Origin of the sequence: Lacrimispora sp. (genome assembly GCF_032078915.1) — a bacterium.
GTDB lineage: Bacteria > Bacillota > Clostridia > Lachnospirales > Lachnospiraceae > Lacrimispora.
This window is the reverse complement of sequence record NZ_DAMAUN010000044.1, coordinates 1-24,827: the sequence shown is the minus strand read 5'-3', so window position 1 is coordinate 24,827 and position 24,827 is coordinate 1. Positions and strand designations below refer to the sequence as shown.

20 protein-coding genes and 1 pseudogene are annotated in these 24,827 nt (G+C 43.7%); 4 read left to right on the top strand and 17 right to left on the bottom strand.

What is annotated here, in order from left to right; genetic code table 11:
* Positions 1 to 12 precede the first annotated feature (12 nt).
* The 5 genes from RT269_RS17060 to RT269_RS17040 all read right to left on the bottom strand — a co-directional run bounded on the left by RT269_RS17060 (position 13) and on the right by RT269_RS17040 (position 3,827).
* Entirely contained in the window at positions 13 to 1,032 is a 1,020-nt protein-coding gene (locus RT269_RS17060; RefSeq protein ID WP_313184348.1) for a LacI family DNA-binding transcriptional regulator, read from the bottom strand.
* A gap of 252 nt (positions 1,033 to 1,284) precedes the next feature.
* Complete coding sequence (locus tag RT269_RS17055; RefSeq protein ID WP_313184346.1) at positions 1,285 to 2,118, bottom strand: CPBP family intramembrane glutamic endopeptidase; 834 nt, start codon at positions 2,116 to 2,118, stop codon at positions 1,285 to 1,287.
* Between the two features lie 214 nt (positions 2,119 to 2,332).
* The gene (locus RT269_RS17050) at positions 2,333 to 3,160 is read right to left on the bottom strand and encodes a peptidoglycan recognition protein family protein (RefSeq protein WP_313184344.1); all 828 of its coding nucleotides are present in this window, start codon (positions 3,158 to 3,160) and stop codon (positions 2,333 to 2,335) included.
* Position 3,161: 1 nt separating this feature from the next.
* The gene (locus RT269_RS17045; RefSeq protein ID WP_313184342.1) at positions 3,162 to 3,317 is read right to left on the bottom strand and encodes a hypothetical protein; all 156 of its coding nucleotides are present in this window, start codon (positions 3,315 to 3,317) and stop codon (positions 3,162 to 3,164) included.
* Positions 3,318 to 3,407: 90 nt separating this feature from the next.
* Positions 3,408 to 3,827 carry a phage holin family protein gene (locus RT269_RS17040; RefSeq protein WP_313184340.1) on the bottom strand — a complete coding sequence of 140 codons (420 nt, stop codon included), beginning with the start codon at positions 3,825 to 3,827 and terminating at the stop codon, positions 3,408 to 3,410.
* Positions 3,828 to 4,609: 782 nt separating this feature from the next.
* Here RT269_RS17040 and RT269_RS17035 point away from each other — a divergent pair.
* Entirely contained in the window at positions 4,610 to 5,131 is a 522-nt protein-coding gene (locus RT269_RS17035) for a hypothetical protein (RefSeq protein WP_313184339.1), read from the top strand.
* A 218-nt stretch (positions 5,132 to 5,349) separates the two neighbouring features.
* Here the strand turns inward: RT269_RS17035 and RT269_RS17030 are convergent, their stop codons facing one another.
* Positions 5,350 to 7,908 (bottom strand): peptidoglycan-binding protein, encoded by a 2,559-nt coding sequence (locus RT269_RS17030; protein WP_313184337.1) that lies wholly within the window; start codon positions 7,906 to 7,908, stop codon positions 5,350 to 5,352.
* 419 nt (positions 7,909 to 8,327) lie between these two features.
* Between RT269_RS17030 and RT269_RS17025 the strand changes: the two genes are divergently transcribed.
* The 3 genes from RT269_RS17025 to RT269_RS17015 are packed head-to-tail and all read left to right on the top strand — an operon-like array spanning position 8,328 to position 9,534.
* Positions 8,328 to 8,810, top strand: a complete 483-nt coding sequence (locus tag RT269_RS17025) for a helix-turn-helix domain-containing protein (RefSeq protein WP_313184336.1) — start codon at positions 8,328 to 8,330, stop codon at positions 8,808 to 8,810.
* A gap of 16 nt (positions 8,811 to 8,826) precedes the next feature.
* Positions 8,827 to 9,288 (top strand): ImmA/IrrE family metallo-endopeptidase, encoded by a 462-nt coding sequence (locus RT269_RS17020; protein ID WP_313184334.1) that lies wholly within the window; start codon positions 8,827 to 8,829, stop codon positions 9,286 to 9,288.
* A gap of 60 nt (positions 9,289 to 9,348) precedes the next feature.
* Positions 9,349 to 9,534, top strand: coding sequence for a DUF6774 domain-containing protein (locus RT269_RS17015; protein WP_313184333.1), 186 nt, complete (start codon positions 9,349 to 9,351; stop codon positions 9,532 to 9,534).
* A 154-nt stretch (positions 9,535 to 9,688) separates the two neighbouring features.
* On the opposite strand, the gene RT269_RS17010 is transcribed toward RT269_RS17015, so the two are convergent.
* From RT269_RS17010 to RT269_RS16960, 11 genes and pseudogenes are all read right to left on the bottom strand, one after another.
* Positions 9,689 to 10,894 (bottom strand): AI-2E family transporter, encoded by a 1,206-nt coding sequence (locus RT269_RS17010; RefSeq protein ID WP_313184331.1) that lies wholly within the window; start codon positions 10,892 to 10,894, stop codon positions 9,689 to 9,691.
* 55 nt (positions 10,895 to 10,949) lie between these two features.
* On the bottom strand, positions 10,950 to 11,921 hold the full coding sequence (gene holA / locus RT269_RS17005; protein ID WP_313184369.1) for a DNA polymerase III subunit delta: 972 nt from the start codon (positions 11,919 to 11,921) through the stop codon (positions 10,950 to 10,952).
* A gap of 55 nt (positions 11,922 to 11,976) precedes the next feature.
* Positions 11,977 to 14,367: a DNA internalization-related competence protein ComEC/Rec2 gene (locus RT269_RS17000; protein WP_313184329.1), complete on the bottom strand. Its 2,391-nt coding sequence runs from the start codon at positions 14,365 to 14,367 to the stop codon at positions 11,977 to 11,979.
* Between the two features lie 53 nt (positions 14,368 to 14,420).
* Positions 14,421 to 15,410 carry a GerMN domain-containing protein gene (locus RT269_RS16995; protein WP_313184327.1) on the bottom strand — a complete coding sequence of 330 codons (990 nt, stop codon included), beginning with the start codon at positions 15,408 to 15,410 and terminating at the stop codon, positions 14,421 to 14,423.
* A gap of 17 nt (positions 15,411 to 15,427) precedes the next feature.
* Positions 15,428 to 16,870, bottom strand: a complete 1,443-nt coding sequence (locus RT269_RS16990; protein WP_313184326.1) for a sensor histidine kinase — start codon at positions 16,868 to 16,870, stop codon at positions 15,428 to 15,430.
* A 27-nt stretch (positions 16,871 to 16,897) separates the two neighbouring features.
* Positions 16,898 to 17,764 carry a DegV family protein gene (locus RT269_RS16985; RefSeq protein WP_313184325.1) on the bottom strand — a complete coding sequence of 289 codons (867 nt, stop codon included), beginning with the start codon at positions 17,762 to 17,764 and terminating at the stop codon, positions 16,898 to 16,900.
* Between the two features lie 190 nt (positions 17,765 to 17,954).
* A complete protein-coding gene (locus RT269_RS16980) occupies positions 17,955 to 19,733 on the bottom strand; it encodes an ABC transporter ATP-binding protein (protein WP_313184323.1) in 1,779 nt (592 codons plus the stop codon).
* An 8-nt stretch (positions 19,734 to 19,741) separates the two neighbouring features.
* A complete protein-coding gene (locus RT269_RS16975) occupies positions 19,742 to 20,989 on the bottom strand; it encodes a hypothetical protein (protein WP_313184321.1) in 1,248 nt (415 codons plus the stop codon).
* A 202-nt stretch (positions 20,990 to 21,191) separates the two neighbouring features.
* Positions 21,192 to 22,730, bottom strand: a complete 1,539-nt coding sequence (gene gpmI / locus RT269_RS16970; RefSeq protein ID WP_313184319.1) for a 2,3-bisphosphoglycerate-independent phosphoglycerate mutase — start codon at positions 22,728 to 22,730, stop codon at positions 21,192 to 21,194.
* Positions 22,731 to 22,976: 246 nt separating this feature from the next.
* Positions 22,977 to 23,729, bottom strand: coding sequence for a triose-phosphate isomerase (gene tpiA, locus RT269_RS16965; RefSeq protein WP_313184318.1), 753 nt, complete (start codon positions 23,727 to 23,729; stop codon positions 22,977 to 22,979).
* Between the two features lie 105 nt (positions 23,730 to 23,834).
* Positions 23,835 to 24,827, bottom strand: a pseudogene (locus tag RT269_RS16960) (phosphoglycerate kinase); the annotation flags it as partial.

The window sequence follows — 24,827 nt, the reverse complement described above, 5'->3', positions numbered from 1 at the left end:
CTTAATATTTTTTTACAATTGTTTCACACTCTTGCCTTCCTCAAGAAAATATTTCGTCATATGAACTCTGGAATACTTTTCGTCATTCACCATTTTCATGAGAAGCTTTGCCGCATCGTAACCTTTTTGCCACATGTTCTGGTTGATGCGGGTGATAAAAGGATCAATGTATTTCATAAAGTAGTTGCCGTCATAACCGGTAATGGAAAAATCTTTTGGGCTCTGATATCCCAGCTCCTGAACTGCTCTTAAAACACCTATGGCCGTTAAGTCACTCATGCAGACAAACGCGGTCCCAGCCTCCTCTTTATATTCCTTCAGCAGTTTCTTTGTTCCTTCATACGCTTTCTGTTCCATAAAGTCCGTATAAATCACTTTGCAGCTTTTGGGATCAATGCCGTTCTTTTCAAGGGCATCTAAGTACCCCTGTTGACGTCTGATGGAAACATCGGACTTTTTCCGCCCATAAACAAGAATCAGTTTCCTGTGTCCACGATCGATCACGTACTGGGTGACCTGCTCAAACGCCTTTCTGTCATCTGTCATGACTGCTGATGTGCATGCTCCGTCCAGCTGGATATCAATGGACACACAGGGCAGGGCGGAGTGAGGCAGGCTTTTTACCAGAGGGTCCGTTATCCTGAGTCCCATTATTACGGCTCCTGATAATGAATATTCTCTGCAAAATGTGTCAAAATCCTTTTTTTCCTGTTCTTCCTTCCCAATGGAATACATGGCCAGATTGATCTCATGCTTCATCATGTAAGTATAAGCACCCTGGATAACATTCATCATGAACTCGTTAGACTGGGCCTCTTCCAAAAGTCCGCAAATGAGTAAGGCCACATTCTTTTTGTTCTTTGAAGACAGATTTTTGGCACTGGTATTGGGAACATACCCAAGTCTTTCCGCCGCCTCCACCACGCGCGCCCTGGTTTTGGCCGATACATCGCTGTATCCGTTTAATGCTCTTGATACTGTACTTACTGATAATCCCGTTTCCTGTGCCACGTCATAAATTGATTTTGCCATTCTACACCTCATTTTTCCAAAAACGTTTTTGGTCTTTGGTTTTTTTTAACACTTCATTTTAGAAGTGTTGCATGAAATACCTATTTACGAAAACGTTTTTGATGATTACAAAATAACATTTTCTTAGGCCTGTGTCAATATATTTTATATTGTTTGTTATAAATGCCGAATTATTGTCGCAAATTTTAGGCATATTGTCCTCCGGGCGTTTGCTTGAGAAGATTATTCTCATAACTTCCACGCGGATGGGAGCTATTCTTTTCTGTTTCGAGTGATATAAAAGAAAAGTACTATGAGAAATGAAAGGGTTTGTGCAATGGTGATGCGGACAGCCAGTAGTTCATCCACACCGGAAAATGTGACTACGTGCAGCAAATTGGCCGTGGTGTTATTTACAAAATGAGCCGCCATTCCTGCCCACAGGGATCCTGTAAGCTTATAAAGCATACAGTACTGAATTCCAAGCAGAGTACTGGTGACCACCAATAACAGGCCGGTTATAAATGCACCTGCAATGGACTGATTGCCGTCTATTACAGTTCTTAATGGCTGCATGATATGCCATACTCCAAAAAGAACGGAAGACAGGATACATGCCGCGGGAAAGGAATACTTTTCTTCTGCCAGCCTGACAAACAGTCCCCGGAAAACTCCCTCTTCCATTATTACATTGATCATGTTTCCTGCTATACAGATCATGATAAACAAAATGCTGTTTTGCATCCCCTGGTTGCCTAAAACGGAATAGCTGGTTACGTAAAACTTAAGTCCTGAAAAATCGCCTGTTGACGATTGAATCAGGATTTCAATTCCATAGCCTGCAGTAAAAACAACGGCACCAAGCAATGCTCCTGATAAAATAGTCCGGAGCACCTTTTCAGGAGAAAAACCGACTTCTGTCCATGAATACCGGAAAAACGGAATGGAGATCCCAAGCAGTAGAATGCCGGCCAGTTTATGTATAAATGCTTCACCGAACATTGATTGGTCCGTACGGAATATAAAATATTCTATTGTCCGGAATGCAAAGCAAATGGCATAGAACATAAGAATGATTGGAATTGGGTTTCGTTTATAATCCAGCATAGGGTTACCTCACTGACTGTTGGTTATTAAGTTGGTAAAATTTGGATGCCGCTGATTCATTGGGTCTTCTTCTGATAAATCCATGGGATGCACAATTATCTGCTATACAGGCAATTTTAGCATAGTGTATGAATATTTTCCAGTATCTTTAGGCAGCTTTAGACGGCTTCCATATTTTTAGACGGGGCCGGATTGCCGGGCTCCCGTCTTTTTTTCAGACAATATGCAAAGCACCTTTTTCATCTGTGCTCAGATTCATCTTTCCTTCAAACATGCTTCCGTCTTCCGTGACCCGGTATAGCTCTTCTTTCCAGATGATCCACTGGTTTTTTGCCATAGAACCGTTGTTGTTTAGATAATACCATTTGCCATCTGACCCGGTTTTCCATGTATCTTTTACCATAAATCCGGCACCGTCGAACCAGTACCAGTTTTCTCCGTCCTTATACCAATCGTTCGTAACATAATTTCCGGTATTCCCTAAGTAAAATCTCCAGCCGCCCTCTTCTTCAATCCAACCGGATTTATGCTGCTCTTCTGCCAGTGCTGCTTTAAAGCTATCCCAGGTATGTTCGGTATGATTGTATACATAAGGATTGGGACAGATTTTTCCCGTTACATCATAATGGCGGATTACGTGATCCGCCGGAACGCGGTACTGCTTCATTAGTTCTTTTGTCAGCCGGACTGCGGCTGCTACTGTTGCATCTTCAAAATACCAGTCTCTGCTTGTATCTGACTGACTTCCATTGTTCCTGACACAGAACTCTATTCCCAGGCTGTTGCTGTTGCGGCATTCCGGATGGGTATATGTTTTTGCTCCGCAATGCCATGCAATATCTTTGTCCTCAACGGATTGCCATATTTCTCCGTTGAATCCGACAAAATAATGGGCACTGGCTCCAATGTATTGGGAGGCGTAATATTTACAGTTTGCTTCTGCTCCTCCAAGAGCTCCTACGTAGTGTATTACAATATATTTTATTCGGTCTATTTGACCGTTGCTGTAGTTGTATGGTGTCAATAGTTTCTGAACTTCCATATTAAATTCCTTCCCTTAGGCCCACAAAACCCATCTCGTCTGCATCAAAGGATTCCCTGAAACGTTCAATCTCAGTGTAATCGGAATTCTTTAGATTCTCCTGTATTCCCAACAGTTCTATGTTTGGCATAGTTTTCGTTGCTTCGCTTTTAACCATTAAGTCACCTTGTCCTTTTTGTATTATTATATGATGGATGGGGCGGGAATGTACCGGGATTAAGATGGGCTTTTGATGGGCTTTTCATTGTTATTGTGATGTTTGTGATTTGTTGTTTAAAATATCTATGGCTTTAACAAGAGCCGCTGGGAGAGGCAGGCCCATAAGGCCAGCATTTTCTATAATAGATATGAGCTCGTTTGCCATAAAACCGATGATGACCGTATCTCGTATGTAGGAGGTTCCCAGGGATAAGTCTAGTCGGTGGGCGATTAATACAAATAGCATGGTCATGCATTTTCTGCATAGGCCTTTCCAGCCGGCTTTTGATTCCAAGGTACCTGTTTTTGTCTTCTGGCTGTTGTGGAATATTCCGGCTACAGCTAAGCCGGAGGAAAAATCAATGGTCATGAATAAGATCAGGGTGCCGATCGCAGTGTCCCAGCCACCGAAAAGGGTTGTGATCATATGGCCAATGATTCCGATTAAGACACATAGTGTGTGCTTCATTTTTTCTCACCTCATTTTTGATAATTTGTAGTAATTTGAAAATTGTTCTGTGTGAGACCTCTCACCTTCCCCAAATTCCTAAATTTTATAAAGCTCTTCTTTCTTAACTACCGAATGTAGTCATTAAGTCTACTTTCTTTATAAAAATTTTTATTCTTCTTTTTCAACGATGCAATCTTTAGCTACATGTACAGTGCATTGATCCCTCCTGCCTTGAATTGATTCTTATCATTTATTTTCTATCAAAAACTGTAATTTCACAAACTCTATTCTGCATCGTTCCACCTATTTTTAGACCAGAATTTTAGATTTCATCGTTGGTGTGAACCATAACTATTTTACTATTCCTCCTTTCTTTTGTAGTCATATCGTCTACATTTATTATCATACCCTGCTATATTATATTTGTCAATAACATTAGAAAATTTTATTGAAGGCCTTTCAATAACGTAACATAATGCTTCGGAAAAATACTAGAAGATTTTCGCCATTTACATGAAATGCCAAAAGTTGATCATTGCCGGAATAAAAAACATTTTCTAAACTCAGGTAAATGGTTACATATTATTTACAGTTTAGCAACTTGTATAGTATAATAACATTAAAATTTTCCAGAAAAGAATACGGAATTTTATTATGAGGAAACCCACCTGACAATTTCAGAAGAAACAAAAGAAGCTATTTTTGACATATATTTTATCTCTCTGTTTTTATGATGATTTTTACAAACTTTAAAGATTATGCATATAATAAAAAATAGTGAAACAAAAAGGAGGTAATGAATGGAAGAATACTACCATGGAACCGGAAAAATAAACCAGAAGGTTATAGAAGAGATAAAAGATTACTTATATCCGAATGTTTACCGTATTATTGTTATTGTTTGCAATATTATGTTTGCTATTATAGGGTTGCTTTTCATGCTAGTGGGAGCATTTACAAGCGCTGCTATTACTGCATCAGGAATTGTTATATTATGTGTCATAAGCATATGTCTTAAAGGATCTATCGCAAGAAAATTCATGAGTGGGCTTAAAGAAATGGGCATATCAGAATTGGTATATGATATGACTTTTTACGAAAATACCTTATCCATCAAAAATCTATCTGCTGAAAATGCCATAAATCTTGAATATAGGAATATTAATAGAATTATAGAGACAGATTCCATGCTTTTTTTCTTAACAAAGAGTAGTCTTCCTTTTCCATTGATGAAAGATTGCTTAGTCAATGATAAAAAATATGAATTGCTTTCTTTATTAAAAGAAAAAAACCCAAAAATAAAGTTCATTGGTATCTTGTGATTATTGAGACAGTTTTGTACCCCAAAATAGACAGTTTCAAAATACATCAAAAAAACAACCCCATACGACTTTTCAGAGCTAAACCTGATTATCGTGGGGTTGTTTCACCATAGGAGTGAGCGGGGCAAAAATGCTAATTATCCGGCAGCCTCCTATTATTTTTTTATACAAATTGAATGTTAACTTTTATGTCTGTTATGGGCGTGATGGTATCCGAATTATGGTAAAGATGCCGAGACATTAACCACTATTGCACCAATAGTCTTTCCTAAGGCAACAAGCCCTCCTTCTGGTCCTAAATAGAAGAATAGCCCAATAACTGCAGCAATAACCAGACAAACTACAACTGCCGTAGCGATTTCCTTCTCATGTTCTTTCACGAATGCAAATACCGGTTCTAAAACAGAGTTACCTCCCCCCTTTACTTTTTGACAAAATGTGTATTTAAATGTAAACTCAACCGGTGGAAACCCTACGGCAACCTGCACCTCTTTTTTGATTGCATAAGCCACATAAATCCAATTCCCTCCAGCATCTGATTTTAAACCAGCATCAAAAGCGGATACACCTATATCTATTGAGGCATTAAGATCAAACACAATGTCCATGAAGCTCTGAGCGTTTTCCAGTCCCTCTACGGAAGCAGTAAAATAATCTGTAAGAGCAATTTCACCTGACATAGCAACACCATTCGTTACATCACATACAGCAGAGGCAGGGTTATTCGCTGTATTGTCAAATAAAGTGGATTCTGCACTTGCCTCAACAATAATCTTTCCATCCGGGGGCACAGGAATTTCAACTGCCTGGTCTAACTTAATCATTTCAGACGGAAGCACGGCATTACACACCTCTAAAAATTCCCTGTAATAATCCAGCTGTACATTTTCGATTTCTTTAGCTGTAGGTGGCTTCGGAGCTTCTATTGCTTTCCCTCCATTACTGCCATAACCGTCTATTGTTGAATGGTTGCGGTTATACGTGCATTCCTGTACTCGGTCCAAGCTTGTATTGCCTTCAATCGTTGTAACATATTTCTCATCACCGTCAATTACGATGCCAGTATGGGCAACTCTCCCAAGCTCATTATTGTAGAAGAAAATAACATCTCCACGTTTTGGAATATACCCACTGTTACGCTTATAATATCTGCTTCTTTCTTTGTACCATGTGATTCCTGACGGACACCATGCGTAATTTGGGACCAAATCACCAATAACACCCGCCTGATAAGCACAATATGAAACGAACATTGCACACCAGGCACTTCCATTCATTCCGTACCACTGGCCATAAGGATTGATATTGTTAGCATTATCTTCCTTAAATTCCCACTTCAACTCATGCTTAGCTACATTAATCAGCTTTTCGACACCTTTTCCAGAAACGTTCACATGATACATCTCAAAGAGCTTTTTCCAGGTACCCCCGCCTACGACACCATCTGCCGCCAAACCATTTACCTTCTGGAACGCAATTGCAGCATCACGAGTCTGGTCATCAAAGATTCCATTCAATGTCACTAGAAAACCTAATTCATTGAGTAATCTCTGCAGGTATAAAGTCAGCGAACCGTTAGAGCCAGTCTTTAATGTTGAGGATATTGTACCACTGCCAGAAGTCCCACCCAGAAGCATAGCCTTTGTTGCTGTTCCGACCATACCATCGGCAGTTAAACCATTGTCACTTTGATATTTAAGTACTGCATTATAAACCTTATCAGTTGCTATACCGTCAACAACTCCAACATCATACCCCTTGTTACCCAATGCTGTCTGAATTGGTGTAATATCTTTACGCATCTGTTCCCAAGTAGCCGTACCAACAATTCCATCCGAAGCAATATTAACTTTCGTTTGATAACGCTTTACGCCTGCTTCAGTTCCAGTTCCAAAAACACCATCTGTACCATTCGGATTAATGCAATTAATTCGTAGGGCATACTGGAAATAAAGAACTCTTGGTCCGCGTGATTTTAGTTTCAGAGGCAAGGCATCCGTCGCTCCATCAGGAATATCACTCATAAGAATATCATATGTAGAAGGACCGACCTGACCATCAGCAGTTAAATAATTCGCTTCCTGAAACTGCTTCACGGCTTCTGCCAAAGCAGATGTTGCAATACCATCAACGAAAGGAACGCTATAGCCTCTGTTATGAAGACGCTTCTGTATTTCATTAATTAACTGCTTTAATTTATTCCATGTTGTAGTATCACATGTACCAGATTGAGTTATTCCATATCTAATCTGAAAATTTGATACTGCTGCGGCAGTACCAGATCCGTACACACCATCAATACTGCCCGGGCTGCAGCACATAATGCGCAGTCCATGCTGCAGATATAAGACATAATCTCCCCTATCTCCAGTTCTAAGTGGAAGCATCAATTCATCTCCACCATTTTCATCATTAAATAACCTTGCACGGGTAGAATTTCCCACCATACCATCAGCCGTCAATCCACGGCTTTTCTGGAAAGCAATGACAGCATCATAGGTAGTTTCTTTAGCAATACCGGTAATTGCTTCTTTATAAAAGCCCTTTTCCTTTAATGCCTGCTGAATCGGCTTAATTTCATCAATAAGACAATTCCACGTTTTATCACCGACGATTCCATCAGTCCCCAGCCCCCATTCTTGCTGAAACTTTTCTACTGCCGCCTGTGTTCCTGGTCCATAATTTGAATCAATAGAACCTGGATTGCAGCACATAATTTTTAATGCTTGCTGAAGGTATTTTACCTGAATACCCTTATCTCCGCTTTTTAATAACATATGGATCTCTCCTTTTTATATTGATTTTGTTAAATTGCAGCATAGTGTTAGTACAAAGTGATGAGGATAAAAATTGTAGTCATTTCATCTACATTATTGACAAAAAAATAATTCTTCTTCATCTCAAACAACCTACACAGCTTCTTAATTTCCTGCCTCAAACCGATAGCCATTGCCTATCTTTCCAAAAATCCATAGCTTAGCAAACCAAATTCTGCCACCTCCCTCCTCTTTTTCAGTCCAGACTTTTTAATTTCATCATTCTTCCAAACCACATCTGCCCTCCTTTCTTCTCTTTTGTAGTCACATTGTCTACATTCGTCATCATAATCCCATGTCCTATATTTGTCAACAACATTTTGCAATTTTGTTGAATATTTTTCTACACCGTGATATAATACCGATATGGAGGTGATCCTTTGGAAATAGGACAGATTATTAAAAGGAGACGGGAAGAGCTTGGAATCTCACAGGAAGAACTGGCACTGAAAGCCGGCTATAAATCCCGTTCTTCCATTAATAAAATCGAGGTAGACGGAAGAGGGCTTCCCCAGTCAAAGATTATAGCAATAGCCAATGCTTTGAGGACAACCCCGGCCTATCTCATGGGCTGGGAAAGTGATACTACATCCGCTTTTGACTATATCAGCGGACGTTTCGGGGAATATGCCGGAGAAATGATTGAGAACTTTCACCGTTTAAATGAAAAAGGGCAGAAAGAAGCCCTAAAACGTGTCAGGGAGATGGTTCATATCCCCGAATATGTAAAAAACCAAAGCCCGGTTAAGATTTTTAATACTGACAACAGAGCCTACCTGGAGCCGGTAGCCGCCCATGAACGGACCGACATCGAGGTGACAGAAGAAATGAAGAAGCACGATGATGCCTTTTTTGATGAATAAAAGATAACTCATTGAGGTGATTTATTTGAACTATGAATCTTTATTAGAAGAAGCGGATTCCCACGGAATCATCATAAAGGAACGGCCGCTGATAGCCAATGACGGCAGGATTAAAGGCACCCAGATACTGATCCGCCAGGATATGACAGACTGCCAGAAAGCCTGCGTTCTGGCGGAAGAACTAGGACACTACCATACCACCACCGGCGACATTCTGGACCAGTCCGATGTGTCCAACCAGAAGCAGGAACGTTCCGCAAGGCTTTGGGCCTACAATAAAATGATAACCCTAGATAAGCTGGTAGCGGCAAAAGAAGCCGGATGCCGGAATGGGTATGAAATTGCGGAACATCTGGATGTAACGGAAGAGTTTTTGCAGGATGCCATTCACTGCTATCAGGCTATATACGGAAAAGGACTGCAAAAAGACAATTATCTGATACTTTTCGAACCTTTTAACATCTATAAGATAGTGTAAGATATTTTCTGTCTTGCCGCCGCCCCTCTGCCACATATACTATCCAGAGGTGATATGTTTATGCAACCCTGCGAACTTGTAATTCTTATATCTACCATGGCCTGCCGTATCGCCGAGGGCCGGTCTGCTGATGAAATCGCTTTGATAAGTGCCATATTTTCACAGCTTGGAGACACACTGAGTACCATTTCAGCCCATCAGGATCTCTGTTGTGATAACGATGAAGAAAAAGACACCAGCTGCTGAAAGCAGCTGCGATAAAAGGGGATTCCGTAAAACCCGGTCCATAAAGAAAAGAGTGCTGCTTCCATGGATGAACAATCATCTATGGAAGCAGCACTCCTTTCTTACGCCTCAAGCAGAAAATCAGGTTTCTAAGAACCTGCCCTCTCAGGCAAATCTATTCCTTACGACCGGCAGAGCCATCATCCGGGAAAGGGTCTGTATTGACCGGGACCAGGTCTGCGTAAGCTTCCCGGACCTTTTTCTCCCTGGCTGCAATGACATCTCCGGCAATAATCTTTAATATATGAACGACGGGTACTGCCAGGACCATTCCCCATATCCCGGCAATTGCACCACCCACAGTGATTCCTATAACAATCAAAGCCGGGCTTAAGGAAAATGAGGTTCCCATAAGCTTTGGCTGTATCACATTTCCATCAATCTGCTGAGTAACAAGTAAAACCAGGCCAGCAATCGCCCCTGTATTGATCCCGCTTGTACACGCTATGATAATCACAACACCAATGGAGCCAAAAATCGAGCCAAAGTAAGGTACAATATTACAGATACCCAGCATAACCCCAAGCGCCAGCGAATACCTGGAACCAAGTATGGTAAATTCGATGGTGGTAATCGTACATAAAATCAGGGAATCTAAAAGCTGGCAGACAATAAACTTTTTAAAACTGTCATTGATAATGGTTCCATACCTTAAAGCTGCATTTCTGATGTTCTCGTGAAGAAACAAATCCATGAGCCGCTTCATCTGAAATTTAACATTATGAGTTTCCAGAAGGAAGTACACGGAAGATACAATTGTAATAAATCCGCTAAATATATGAGAAGTAACTCCCAAGACAGCATTTAGTGAGCCCATTACCTCTTTCAGTCCAATTCCCTCCAACACATTTTTCCAGGCAGTCTGAGGCGGCAAAATCTCTCCAAGCTTATCCAATAAGCCAAACTTTTCCAACGGCAATTGTTCAATAGCCGTTATGGCGTTATTATAATAAGTATTGAAATTTGTTATAAAATCCAATATGCTTCTCTGAAGCAGGGGGATTCCCTTGTTTATAACCAGAACAACAACAGAGATAAATAAAGCATAAATAATAAAGACACTGATCCCTCTGGACCTCTTTTGAAACGGACTGGATTTAATCCTGCTTAAGCGTCGTTCCAGCGCAGAACATGGGATATTCAGCAGATATGCTATGACAAATCCATAAAAGAAGGGAATAAGTACCTTAGTCGATGATTTAAGCCAAATCATCACATCCGAAACATTCATAACTATTTTATAAAATATAATGACCAGCATAGCAAGCAGCAGCCTTGATAAAAATACCCTTATCTGCTTTTTTTTCAACAATTCTTCCATCCTGACCTCCTTTCCAAATAAAGTAACCAAGTTTTACCCGTTAAATCGTTAAACCCTAATATCTTTGTGTCAGCAGCAACTCCACCGCCATTCGGTCATTTAACCTCCCGGTCTTAACTGCTTCTTCCGTTTCCACACACAAGTTTACATAAGACAGAATCTGACCTTTGGAAAACGTCCTTGCCTGAGGCATGATCTTTCCTGCTGCAAAAGGAGGGATCTTAAGCTTTGAAGCAATGCCGCCCTTATCCATTCCCTTCCCCATCAGCTCCTTTGCCTGCAGAATCTGATTAAACTGTCTGGCAATCAGAAACAGGATCCTCATGGGAGGTTCCTTTAAGGTGAGCAGGTCCTCATAAAGATCCATGGCCTTTTTTGTTTCCCTGTTCACGATCGCCGCCACCATCTCAAAAATTTTATTGGTTGTCCGGACTGTGCAGATGGTTTCCACATCCTCATCCGTAATAACCTCTCTACCCAGAGTATAGCTTATAAGCTTCTCCAGTTCCATACGGATATTTTCCATATCATCTCCGGCCATGTGAAGAAACAGTTCCATGGTACGTCCCGTGATCTTCTTTCCTTCCCTGGAAAGCATAGTCCCCGCCCATCTTGCAAGCTGGGCCGTATCCTGACGTTCCATTTCAACCGTATACCCCAATTCCTTCACCTTTTTAAACAGTTTGCTTCGCTTATCTACCTCTGATTCCACAAAGATCAGGCAGGTGGTATCCGGCATCTGGGAAAGATAAGATACTATTTCATCGGAAGCCGATTTAAAAAAACCGCTGTTCTCTACCAGGATCAGACGTTTATCTGCGAAAAAAGGCATGGTATCTGCAAGGCTGATGACTTCCCGCACATCGATCCCTTTTCCCTCAAACTGATTAAAGTTCATGGTATCGCCTGCCGTAATGGCTGCCTTCATTTGATTTTTATAGCTGTTCCTCAAAAAGGCTTCTTCTCCATATAGAAGATAGACCGGCTTGAAGCTGCGATTTTTTATATCCTGAGTCAGCGTCTGCATGGTTTCCTCCCTCTTTGGCATGACTTTTTTATCCTCTCTAATTATAACGGGAGAACTACTCTCCGTCAACGAAACTTTCAAACCGGATCTTCTCCCCATCGGTCCACATCATTATGGCCCCTCCTTCTCCTGTTTTGAAAACTTCAGTTCCTCTCTCTTTTAAGCGGTCCAAAACCTCCGGATGAGGGTGTCCATAAGAATTACCCGCCCCATAAGACACCACAGCCCACCGGGGCTTTATTGCGTCGAGGAACGCCTCCCCGGAAGAATATTTCGAACCATGATGAGCCACCTTTAACACATTCACATCTGCCAGCATCTGCCTTTCCCCAGGCCTTTCAAGAAGCTTTTCTTCTCCTCTTTCTTCCATATCTCCGGTAAACAGCATGCGGCAGCTTCCATAGTCCATTTTTAATACTTCTGACTCCTCATTGGTGGTTTCCGGCCTGTCTTCTTTTCCTGGATACAGGCAGGTAATGCAAAGGTCCTCGACCCGGACCCCATCCCCTCCTGCCACGTACATCACTTTGGTCCCCCGCCGTTTTGCAAGTTCTTCCAGCTTCTTTATTGCCTCATTCTCTCTTCCATGATAGGGAAGCATGAGATTTTCAATTCTTATATCTTCACTGTTTTCCAAAAGATAGGCGACTCCGCTTAAATGATCCTGATCCCCATGACTGATAAATGCATAATGAATCACAGGTACTCCCATACTTTTTAAACAAGGCTCCAGGGAATATTTGCCCAGAGATTTTTTAGAAGAGCTTCCTCCATCCACTAAAACCGCAGACCTTCCTGCCCGCAGCAGGATGCCATCCCCTTGTCCCACATCAAGAAACACTGCTTCCAGACCTTTCACAGGACCTGGCTTAAAAAACAGAATGCCAAAGCAATACATCCCTGCCAGGAAAAGAACTTTTAATCCATAGAAACTCCTTTTCTTTTTCTCTTCCTTTTTCTCTTCCTTTTTCTCACCGGCTCTTTTAGCCTCATACTCCTCCCAGACTTTCAAACAGTAAAGCCCTGCAAACAGAATAAGTCCGTAAGCCGCCAGCCGTCCGGCCTCCGGTCTGCCAAAGGTCAGGCTGTACCCAGGAAGTTCTTCCATGCTCCCACAGATCCATTCATAAAAGGCAAGAATATAATGTCCTGTTCCTGCCGCGCCGATCCCAAGAAGGGGACTGAAGCTTCCAAGAAAGATAACACCGATTCCGGAACAAACCACCCAATCCATTAATGGAATAAGCAAAAGATTTAAAAACAGTCCATAGAATGGAATCTGATAAAAATGATATAGGGTAATTGGCATGGTGACCATTTGTACTGACACTCCTGTGGAAATAGCACTTGACAGGAATCTCTTCCTTCCAAGCCATTTTTCAAGGATGGGGCTTGCCCCTCCGATGGCATAAACAGCCCCAAAGGACAGCTGAACACCACCATTCGTAAGGAGAAGAGGTGACTTAAGTCCCAGAAGCAGCAGCGCCAGGGAAGCGGAGGATAAAAGGTCATAGGTCCTTCCAAGATAGGAGGCCAGAAATGCGACAGACATCATAATCACTGCCCTCATCACCGAAGGGCCGCTGCCTGTTAAAATCCCGTACAAAACAACCAGGACAGTTCCTGCAAAACCTGCGCTTCCCAGGCTCAGACCGGTTTTCCTCAAAATCCGGTAAAAAGAAAGGCCCAGGAAGGACATGTGCATACCGCTGATTGCAAGAAGATGGGAGATTCCGTTCTTCTGATATAGAGTTTTAATATCTTCCGGAAGCCCGCCCGTATCCCCTAAAACGGCTGCTGTTAATATGCCGGCATCTTCTTTGGCGGTATACTTATAAAGGAGGGCGCGTCCCCATTCCCTGACCTGGCGTATCCCATCTAAGAGAGGATCTTCTCCTGGATCCAGAATCTCCAGCTCCTTCCCAAGAAACCTTCCGTCAATCCCCAGCCCCTCATAATATCCCTTGCTGTCAAACTCCCCCGGATTCCTTGGTGACTGAAACGGCTGTACCTCTCCCTTTACTTTGATAAGCTGTCCCAGGCGCAGACTTATATCTTTATTATCGCCAGTTCTTGGGGGATATAACGACGTGTCTGTACCCGGCTCTCCTAAAAGCTTCACAGACACCATCAGATTTGGGACAAAATAGCAGCTCTCCTGCTTCCATACCTTAGTTTTCTTTAAAACAATCTGAAGAGATCCATTCTTTTCTTCAAAAGAAGAAACCCTTCCCTCTGCTTCCGCATAATCACCGGATAGCTCCTCAATGGTTCTTTCCCTTTCCTCCCACCTTTTGCAATCGTATCCTGCCCAGGCCGCACCCAGGTATAAAAAAAGAAGAGGCAAAAGAACCCAAAGCCGGTTTCTGCCTCTCCAATAACCATAAAGAACAATTCCGGCAGCTAAAAAAGCCGGAATTAAAAGCCAGGATGTCAAAACCAGCAAAGCGGCAGTCTCTCCAAGTACAAATCCCCCTGCGATCAGACATAATGGGCGTTTTATTGTTCTGTTCCTCCTATATCACCAGATACTTCTTCATTTTCCGCATTGTAATCCAGATTGCGCTCAAAAAGCTGGTTTAAGGAAATGGAATCCCGAAACATGACTTCCTGAGAACCGTTTACCGTAATCTGCACCTTATTGATGGAAGAGGCCGCAGCCAGGGAATTCACGATAGAATAAATCGGGATATATTCCTTTACCTCCAGGTTGTTATTCAGAAATGCGGAATCAAAATTAATATAACAGATATTTTCATTGACCGACACATTAAGAAGCTTTGTATCCTTCGGCAGAGTCGGATTCATCCCCGGCCTTCCCGGACCGGCGATCAGCTGTTCAATGACCAGCTTTTCTAAGGAAGTGTTTACGTTATGCACCACTTCTCTTGTTTCTTTCACCAGCTTCTCACCGGTATCATCAGAGAAATACAAGGGCAGTTCTGTCTTCTCATAGGAGTTGACGTTGCTGATGTTATCAATAAAATCAGTATTGGCCATAGGCCCTACCGGACTTCCGGAGCTGTCCATTAAGGGCTGTTCCGCAGTATACACGGCAACATAATCCACTCCTTTTACCTGAGTCAGTGTTCTTACCAGGGAAGCCCTGCATAGAATCTCCCTGGTTCCATTCATCATGGCATAATTGTTATCAAAATACAGATAAAGGACTGTGTCCTCCAGCTTATAGCGTTCAAAGCCTACCTTATCCGGAACCGCTGCCTGCCGGTCTAAGTCCTTTGGCACAGTGCGAAGCTGTTCCATCAGGTTCCTGATCCTCCAGTCCGTCACATCTTCCAAGTCCCCTTCCGGTTTCTGTGTCATGTGATAATCCTGAGGCTCTAACTTTGTCATGGCAGAGTTTAAATAATAGATCTTATACGCATCTCCAATGGTTTCCGCTCCCTTTCCTTCTCTTTTTCCACAGCCGGTCAGACATAGAAAGCACACCAGGAAAAGGAGCCCCCTCCTAAGCAGTTTCAGTTTCATCTAATAGCCTCCTGTTTCTAAGAAATATACGTGAGTGGGATCCGTACGGTAAATGTGGCGCCCTCGCCCTCTTTGCTCTGAAGCTTCAAGGCTCCCTGGTGCATCAGAACGATTTTTTTTGTAATGGAAAGACCAAGGCCCGTGCCTCCTGTTTCTCTGGATCTGGCCTTATCCACCCGGTAGAACCGCTCAAACACATGCTCCTGGAACTCTTCCGAGATCCCGATTCCGGAATCAGCCACCTTTACGTAAAAAAACTTATGATCCGCGTCAAGGGTCACCCGTACCCAGCCGCCTTCCACATTGTATTTGATGGCATTCTCCACCAGATTGCTTAATGCAAGGGACAGCTTCATCTCATCCACATCGGCAGTGACCTCCCGGATGCTTTCAAAGGTAAGCTCCACATTGCGTTTCCCGGCTATAGGGCGCAACCTTTTTAAGATCAGCTCCATCAGTCCGTTAATATTCACCTGGGCAATGTTTAAATTTCCCCCAGCAGTCTTGTCCATGCGGACCAAAGAAAGCAGGTCATCAATGATCTTGTTTTCCCGCTCGATTTCATCGGATATATCACTCAAAAATTCCCGGTATAGATCCGTCGGAACATCTTCCATTCCCATCAGGGAATCGGCCAGCACCCGGATGGACGTGATCGGGGTCTTTAATTCATGGGAAACATTCGACACGAATTCTTCCCTGGACTGGTCTACTGCCTTCAGCTTCTTTAACGTTAAGTTAATGGTTTCCGTAATCTGTATGGTTTCCTTATAAGCATAGGGGCTGATATTCTCGTCCATATCCCCTTCTGCCGCTCTGTTTAACGTCCGCTGCAGTTCCCGGAAGGGCTTCATCAGGAGATTTGCAAGTAGCACCACAATGATGGCCAGGACGGAAAAGATCATAAGCTGAAGAAATGCTCCCTTTTCCGATACCACAGAGATCCGGTTCAGCAAATCCTCTGTGGATGCTGTCACAATCATAACCCCGGCAATTTCCTTTTCCTGGCTGTTGGAATAAATGGGAATCGTCAGTGCCGAATAATGTTTATCAGTATTATATTTGCTGCTGTTCTCTCCGTCAAAGCAGCGGAGGACCTCCTCAGATATATTGAGCTTTCCCACAGAAAGGGAAAAGGTATCGCTGATGATTCTGAAATTCCGGTTTACCACCACGATCCGCCCATTGAACATATCTGCCTTTACGGACATTTCATTATCCAAAAGAGGGTCCCTTGGCTCCATGGTCAGGTACCCGATCCTTGTCATCTTGTTGCTTAAAATCCAACACTGGTTTTGGATGTCCTGCATTCTGGACTCAATGAGGTTCTGCCGGTAAGTACCCAGCATAACTGAATTCTGGATAAATACCGGTATGATTCCAACCACCAGAAGGGCAATGATTAAGGTAACCCGCAGGCTTATGGCATGTTTCTGATTAAAAAGCTTTACCTGGAACATGTCCCTGCACCTCCAACCTTATTTCTGTCATACATCCAGCCTTTTCGAACATGCAATAGCCAGTGCTCCAGGCCCAATGTGGCAGGATACGCTTAAAGAAAGATTGTCCACGTAGATTTCTCCCGTCTTTGGAAAAATCTCCTCCAGCTCCTTCTTAAATTCCATGGCAGCCGCTTCATTATTGGTATGGGCAATGGCAATACCGGTACGGATTCCTTCCGGATCTCCAAACCGCTCCTCCATATCCTTTTTCGCGGCCGTAATCATCATGGTTTTGGCCTGCTTCATGGTTCTTGCCTTGGCAAAGGCGTCCAGCTTCTCTCCCTGAATGGTAAGAACCGGTTTAATCCTTAAAAATGTCCCCAAAAGAGCCGCTGCCGGAGTGATCCTTCCACCCTTTTTTAAATATTCCAGCGTATCCAGGGTGATGTAAATGGTAGATTCCATTTTCGTCTCTTCCAGCTTTTTCTTAATGGCAGCTGCAGTCATTCCATCGTCTGCCATTCTTTTAGCTTCCATAACCGACTGCCTTTGAGTGACAGAGATCCTCTGGTTATTGACGACAAACACCTTTCCCTCGTAATCATCAGCCAGCATGAGGGCAGTCTGACAGGCACTGCTCAATCCGCTTGACATGGGAATGTGTACAACTTCCTCATATTCTTCTAACAGTCTGTTCCACAGATCCAGTAGATCGGCCGGAGATGGCTGAGAGGTGGAAATGTCCACCCCACCCTCCAGCTTTTCATAGAAATCCTTCTGTGTCAGGCTGATATCTTCATAAAACGTTTCCCCTGCCATCATAAATGGCATGGGTACTACGTAAATCCCAGCTTCCTCTCCCTGTCTTTGGGTGATTCCGCTGTTGCTGTCTGTTACTATCGCTACTTTCATTTCTGTTCTCCTTCATTTCCGTAAGCAATGAGCCAGGCGCTGGAATGCTTGCATTGATGCATCTGGCGAATGCTGTGAGAGTCAAAAAGTTCACAGCCTGCTGAGGACTTTTTGACTTCCGTAAGCAATGAGCCAGGCGCTGGAATGCTGAGAGGATCAAATCCCCCATAGCCTGCTGCACGGTATTTGACTACCTTGTCAGGGCTTCCTGTCCTTCTTCACCCGCAGACGTATAAAGCTGATAATACATTCCCCGCTTTAAAAGCAGCTCCTCATGATTTCCCTCTTCCACAATATTGCTGTCGGAAAGCACCAGTATCCGGTCCGCATTCTGGATCGTGGTAAGGCGGTGGGCAATGGTCAGTGTGGTGCGGCCTACTGCCAGACGTTCCAGGGACTGGGAAACCAGATGCTCGCTCTCGTTATCAAGAGCAGAGGTGGCTTCATCAAGAATCAGCACCTGAGGATTTTTAAGAAATACTCTGGCAATGCTGATGCGCTGCTTTTGTCCTCCTGAAAGCTTTACACCCCGCTCTCCCACATAAGTACTGTAGCCATCTTTAAGTCCTGTTATGAATTCGTGAGCTCCGGCCAGCTTTGCAGCCTGGATCACTTCCTCCTCGGAAGCTCCGGGGTGGCCGTATTCAATATTTTCAAAAACCGTTCCCGAAAAAAGATACACATCCTGCTGCACCACGCCTACGGTGCTTCTTAAGCTCTCTAAGGTCACATTCCTGATATCCTGGCCGTCAATGAGGATCTCGCCCTCCGTCGGATCATAGAAACGGGGGATCAAGTTGCACATCGTTGTCTTACCGCCTCCGGATGGACCGACAAGAGCCACCTTTTCTCCCTTTTTGATATCAAGGTTTATGCTGCTCAGCACCGGATTATGGTCATCCGGGTATTCAAAGGATACCTGATGAAAGGTGATATTTCCTTTTACATCATGAAGAGGCTTTGCACCTTCTTCATCAAAGATGTCTACACTGGCATCCATTAACTCCATAAAACGTTCGACTCCGGTTATTCCTCTCTGGAACTGTTCCGCAAATTCGATGATCCTGCGGATTGTTGCCAGAAGCGTAGTCACATATAAGGTGTAAGCCACCAGATCTCCGGGCTCGATCAGTCCCTTAATCATGAATATGCCGCCTGCAACGATGACTACCACATACATCAGGCCGTCAAACATCCGGATGGTATTCTGGAAAGCAGCCATGTATTTATAAGTTTTCCGTTTAATCTCCAAGAATTCCAGATTATCCCGGTTGAATTTTTCGATCTCAATTTTTTCGTTGGCAAACGCCCGGACTACCCGGTTTCCAAGAAGGCTGTCCTCGATCCTGGCGTTCAGCTCCCCGATGTGGTTTCTTTGATGTTTAAACGCCTTTCTCACCTGTAAGTTAAAGTAGGTACAGGATACCGCCATAACCGGAATCAGCAGGAAAATGATAAGCGTCAGGGGGAGATTGATCCCCGCAAGTATAATAAAGGATACCACCGTCTTTAAGAAGGCAATGAAAAATTCCTCCGGACAGTGGTGGGCAAACTCCGTCACGTCAAATAAGTCGCTGGTGATCCGGGACATGATCTGCCCAACCTTTGTATTGTTAAAATAATTATCCGACAGCTTCTGCAAATGTGCAAAGGCATCCTGTCTCATATCGGTCTCAATCGCCGCTCCCATGACATGGCCCGTGTAAGCCATGTAGAAGCTGGCCATTCCGTCTATTATTCTGAGACCAAAATAAAGGACACCGATTGCGATGATCGTACGGATTGAAAGGGACGTTACGTCTCTTAATCCCTGATTGGTAATATAACGTAAGATCAAAGGCAATACCATCTCACAGATGGTGGTAAGGGATGCACAGAATAAATCCATGACCATAACTTTGGTATATTTTTTATAGTAGGGCACAAAGCGTTTTAACAATGTGCCCGTTTTCATCTCATTTTGTTTCATATAATCCTCTACTCTGTAATCTTAATATTTTTAATAAGTCCCAAAGCCCAATCCCTTTCCCCCGGCTTTCGGCTTATAATATTAATGTTCATACGCTGCTCTTTGTAAAGTACCTGTGCGGACATCCCATAAAGGATCTCCCCTTCCTTCTCCTCCGGTTCATAAAAAGCAACCCGTGCTTTGGCCTTTTCTATGTCAAAATCCACGATTTCCGGCCCTTTCCCCTGCTCAAACCATTGCTTCTTAAACTCGGCCTTACGCCCTTCAAAAACTGCTGCATAGATGTAATAATCATGACCACCATACCCTTTTCCATCATAGTAATGGTCCATGCTGCCGCTATTTGACTCATCATAAAGAAAATTTCCCGGAATCCCAAAGCTCATATTGCCGATCTTTCTGTAAACCAGGTGCTTTCTGCATCCGATGGAAACCTCCTCCGGCAAAGCTGTCACGCCTTCTAAATCCACAGGAATGTGGCCGTCAAGGCTGCATACCTCCAAATACTCCTTCTTGGGGAAGGGAAGCCTGCGGTCCATGGAAAGCGTCGTTTCAAGGAACTCGATAATTTGCTGATTTACCTGCTCATCCTGCCTGCTGCGGGCCGACGGCATAAAATAACAGAACTGGTGAAGAAGGACCATGGCGCTGTTTCTGTAATAATAAGCATCCATTTCCAATTCATTCCATACAAAAAAATCCCTGGCAAATGCAACGCCTATACCAGAATGCATCATCCCTTTTATCTCTTTAAAAGAAAATGACCGAATATGGGTGACCAGTTTCCCCTCCTGACGATCCGGTATATAATAGACCGCAGGCCAGCAAAACATGTATTCCCCATCCCCGCTCCATCCGGATACCAGCTTCATAAGATCAGAAAACCACTGGTAAAAGTACTTCTGTCTCATGGCAAGAAAGTCCCTCTTTACATAATATCCGGTCCTGTCCTCGAGCCTGAGCTTAAGCTTTTCTTTTTTTGCCAGCCGCTCCAGAAAATCGATGGCTGCCGCATGAAAGCCAGGGCCGGCAATGTTCGTCTGGCTCTCTCCCTGAAGCTTGCTTTTGCTCCACTTAAGCCAGACATAGCCTTCCTGGCATAGCTGTACAATCAAAAATCCTTCGATCCGAAAACAGCGGTACCCCATTTCCTTTGCCAGCTCTTTTGCCATACCTTCCGCTGACTGGCCATTCCAGACCATTCCTGAAAATATTTTTTTCTTTGGCTCCAAAGAAAATCTGATTCGAATACTCATCTGAAACCCTTCCTAAGATATCTTTCTCTATTCTATCTTATTTTCATTAGAAATGGAAGCATAAAAAAAATATGGACAAATTTAATTTTCAGTTTACATAAACCAAACCTGCTGCCATCGGATAGAAAAGGTTATTCGTATACAAAAATGAGGGCTGCCCAGCACAATCACTGGAAAGCCCTCATTTTTGGCATAATTAAACTCATTTCACGAGTAATGATTTTCCTGTCATCTCTTTTGGCTGTTTTAATTCCATCAGTTCAATCAGAGTAGGCGCGATATCTGCCAGGCAGCCGCCTTCTCTTAACTTATAAGCCGGGTCAGCATTTACCAGGATAAACGGAACCGGATTGGTGGTATGGGCAGTAAATGGTTCTCCTGTCTCATAATCCAAAAGCTGTTCTGCATTTCCATGATCAGCGCAGATGAACAGAATTCCATTGGTTTCCTTGATCGCCTCAACGGTTCTTCCTACACAAGTGTCCACAGTTTCAATCGCCTTAATGGCTGCGTCTTCGATTCCCGTATGACCAACCATATCAGGGTTCGCAAAGTTTATGATTACACAGTCATATTTTCCGGACTTGATCGCCTCTACCAGCTTATCGCATACAATAGGAGCGCTCATCTCCGGCTGCAGGTCATAGGTGGCAACCTTTGGAGAAGGAACCAGGATCCTGTCCTCTCCCTTATTCGGCGCTTCCACTCCTCCGTTAAAGAAAAAGGTTACATGCGCATACTTTTCAGTTTCAGCAATTCTGGCCTGAGTCATGTTGTTCTGAGCCAAAAATTCGCCAAAGGTATTTGAAATGGCTTCTTTCTTGAAAGCAACCAGCTTGTTTTTAATGGTTTCATCGTAATCCGTAAAGCATACATAGGTCAGGTTTAAGCGTTTTTCTCTTGGAAATCCCTTAAACTCATCATCACAGAATGCTCTCGTTATTTCTCTTGCCCGGTCAGGACGGAAGTTAAAGAAGATCACGGAATCACCGTCGTTCACCGTAGCTAACGGTTTTCCAGCCTCTGTCACAACAAAAGGCTCCACAAACTCATCGTTAACCCCTTTGTCATAGGAAGCCTGGATTCCGGCAGCTGCCGAATCCCCATGGTTTCCTTCTCCCTTTGTCAGGGCATTGTATGCCCGTTCCACGCGGTCCCAGCGGTTATCCCTGTCCATTGCATAGTAACGTCCCATGACCGATGCCACTTTTCCTGTACCGATCTCCTTCATCTTTGCTTCCAGCGCTTCCACAAAGCTCTTTCCGGAAGCCGGAGGCGTGTCACGTCCATCCAGGAAGCAATGAACATAGACCTTGTCAAGTCCGTTTCTCTTTGCCAGTTCTAAAAGGCCGTAAATATGGGTGTTGTGGCTGTGAACTCCGCCGTCGGATACCAGGCCCCACATATGAAGGGCTGTTCCGGATTTCTTACAGTTTTCCACTGCCTGTAAAAATTCTGCCACCTCAAAAAAGTCGCCGTCTTCTATGGACTTTGTAATCCTGGTAAGCTCCTGATATACAATACGGCCTGCGCCCATATTTAAATGTCCTACTTCCGAGTTTCCCATCTGTCCGTCAGGAAGGCCTACTGCCAGTCCGCTGGCATTTCCTTTAACAAATGGGTACTGGCTCATAAGCTGATCCATGATCGGGGTCTTGCCTTCACAAACAGCGTTATGGTCGCAGTTATCATTTAATCCATAACCATCAAGTATCATTAATACAATCGGTTTTCTGCTCATAACTAGTTCTCCTTTTTCTCTATCGTTCTATTATAATAGAAGCATCTTATATCTATATCGTTATGCCTCATAAGTGTGGGAAATCTTAAAGAAATCATTGTCTCACAGTATATATTTTACATGATTTGCCCATTTCTTGCAACCGGTGAATGATGAAATAATAACCAGACTCCGGTACCCGCTTTTACGATGAGGAAAAAGCTGCCATCCCCACCATTTAAGGAAGGGGCAGCAGCTTTTACCCACTTATTTGTTGTAATTTACGATCTTTCCAAACTCCGGTTTTAAGGAAGCGCCGCCAACCAGGCCGCCGTCAATATCAGGCTGTGCAAATAATTCCGGCGCACTTGCCGCAGATACGGAACCGCCATACTGGATGCGGATAGCTTCTGCTGTTGCTTCGTCATAGATTTCAGCGATGCATTCGCGGATCGCGCCGCAAACTTCCTGCGCCTGCTCGGTTGTTGCAACTTTTCCGGTACCGATTGCCCAGATCGGCTCATAAGCGATAACCGCATTGGCCGCATTCTCTGCCGGTATATTTAAGAAAGCGATCTTGATCTGCTGACGGATCCAGTCAAGAGTGATTCCCTGTTCTCTCTGGGTCAGTGTTTCTCCGCAGCAAACAATGGGAGTGATGCCGTATTCAAAGGCTTTTAAAACCTTTTTGTTTACGGTTTCATCTGATTCCGCAAAGTATTCCCTTCTTTCGGAATGGCCGATCACCACGTATTTCACGCCTGCGTCTTTTAACATGGCAGGAGAAATCTCTCCGGTGTAGGCTCCTTTATCCTCATAGTACATATTTTCAGCACCGATGTGGATATTGGTTCCCTTTGCTGCTTCAATTGCCGGTATTATGTCAATAGCCGGAACACAGAAAATAACGTCTACCTCATCATTTGCCACCAGAGGCTTTAATGTATTCACCAGTTCAACCGCTTCGGTTGGGGTCATATTCATCTTCCAGTTACCTGCAATAATTTTCTTTCTGGACATAGTATCAACCTTCCTTTATGTTTGTCATTCAGAAGACCGGGATCTCCTGTTTGCAAGGCCCGGACAGTCATTCTTTGTCCGGGCCGGTATCGTAAGTCGAATTTCTTATTTATTATCTGCTGCAGCAACGCCTGGCAGTTCCTTGCCTTCTAAGAATTCCAGAGAAGCGCCTCCGCCTGTAGAGATATGGGTCATCTTGTCAGCAAAACCAAGTCTCTTAACCGCATTTACAGAGTCACCGCCTCCGATTACCGTAGTAGCATCGGAAAGCTCTGCAACTGCACGGCATACCTCTAAAGTACCTTCTGCAAAATTAGAGAATTCAAATACGCCCATCGGTCCGTTCCAAACAACAGTCTTGGCGCCCTTTAAAGCATCCTTGAAAAGTTCAATGGATTTTGGTCCGATATCAAATCCTGACCAGCCTGGATCAATCTCGCTTACTACCTTTCTTTCTGTATCATTAGAAAACTCCTTGCCTTCTAAGTTATCTACAGGAAGCAGCAGCTTTACGCCCTTAGCCTCTGCCTTTTTAATCATCTCTAAGGCATAGTCAAGCTTATCTTCCTCACATAAGGAATTTCCGATCTCCTTGCCCTGAGCCTTAGCAAAGGTATAAGCCATGCCGCCGCCGATGATCAAAGTATCAACCTTATCCAGTAGGTTATTGATTACGTTGATCTTATCGGAAACCTTTGCTCCACCCAGGATTGCCACGAAAGGACGTACTGGATTCTCAACTGCCTGGCCCAGGAATTTGATTTCCTTTTCCATCAGATAACCAACTACATTGGTTGTTGTGTATTTGGTTACGCCTACATTGGAGCAGTGAGCTCTGTGAGCGGTACCGAATGCATCGTTTACGAAGATGCCGTCGCAAAGGGAAGCCAGCTCTTTTGCATACTCATCTGCGCTCTCATCCTTGCCGTACTTCGTCTCTTCCACTCTGTAACGGGTGTTCTGAAGCAGCAGAACTTCTCCATCCTTTAATTCTTCAGCGGTCTTTCTGGTCTCAGGACCTGTTACCTTTGGATCGTTTACAAATTTAACTTCTACTCCAAGTCTTCACTTAAAGCGGGAGCAACCGGCTCCAGAGAC

Excerpts from the sequence above, each read along its gene's own strand:
- gpmI (WP_313184319.1), bottom strand. The coding sequence starts at position 22,730 with ATGAGCAGAAAACCGATTGTATTAATGATACTTGATGGTTATGGATTA.
- RT269_RS16980 (WP_313184323.1), bottom strand. The coding sequence starts at position 19,733 with ATGAAACAAAATGAGATGAAAACGGGCACATTGTTAAAACGCTTTGTG.
- RT269_RS17035 (WP_313184339.1), top strand. The coding sequence starts at position 4,610 with ATGGAAGAATACTACCATGGAACCGGAAAAATAAACCAGAAGGTTATA.
- RT269_RS17015 (WP_313184333.1), top strand. The coding sequence starts at position 9,349 with ATGCAACCCTGCGAACTTGTAATTCTTATATCTACCATGGCCTGCCGT.
- tpiA (WP_313184318.1), bottom strand. The coding sequence starts at position 23,729 with ATGTCCAGAAAGAAAATTATTGCAGGTAACTGGAAGATGAATATGACC.
- RT269_RS16985 (WP_313184325.1), bottom strand. The coding sequence starts at position 17,764 with ATGAAAGTAGCGATAGTAACAGACAGCAACAGCGGAATCACCCAAAGA.
- RT269_RS17010 (WP_313184331.1), bottom strand. The coding sequence starts at position 10,894 with ATGGAAGAATTGTTGAAAAAAAAGCAGATAAGGGTATTTTTATCAAGG.
- RT269_RS17055 (WP_313184346.1), bottom strand. The coding sequence starts at position 2,118 with ATGCTGGATTATAAACGAAACCCAATTCCAATCATTCTTATGTTCTAT.
- RT269_RS17030 (WP_313184337.1), bottom strand. The coding sequence starts at position 7,908 with ATGTTATTAAAAAGCGGAGATAAGGGTATTCAGGTAAAATACCTTCAG.
- RT269_RS16990 (WP_313184326.1), bottom strand. The coding sequence starts at position 16,870 with ATGTTCCAGGTAAAGCTTTTTAATCAGAAACATGCCATAAGCCTGCGG.
- RT269_RS16995 (WP_313184327.1), bottom strand. The coding sequence starts at position 15,410 with ATGAAACTGAAACTGCTTAGGAGGGGGCTCCTTTTCCTGGTGTGCTTT.
- RT269_RS16975 (WP_313184321.1), bottom strand. The coding sequence starts at position 20,989 with ATGAGTATTCGAATCAGATTTTCTTTGGAGCCAAAGAAAAAAATATTT.
- RT269_RS17045 (WP_313184342.1), bottom strand. The coding sequence starts at position 3,317 with ATGGTTAAAAGCGAAGCAACGAAAACTATGCCAAACATAGAACTGTTG.
- RT269_RS17060 (WP_313184348.1), bottom strand. The coding sequence starts at position 1,032 with ATGGCAAAATCAATTTATGACGTGGCACAGGAAACGGGATTATCAGTA.
- holA (WP_313184369.1), bottom strand. The coding sequence starts at position 11,921 with ATGCAGACGCTGACTCAGGATATAAAAAATCGCAGCTTCAAGCCGGTC.
- RT269_RS17050 (WP_313184344.1), bottom strand. The coding sequence starts at position 3,160 with ATGGAAGTTCAGAAACTATTGACACCATACAACTACAGCAACGGTCAA.
- RT269_RS17040 (WP_313184340.1), bottom strand. The coding sequence starts at position 3,827 with ATGAAGCACACACTATGTGTCTTAATCGGAATCATTGGCCATATGATC.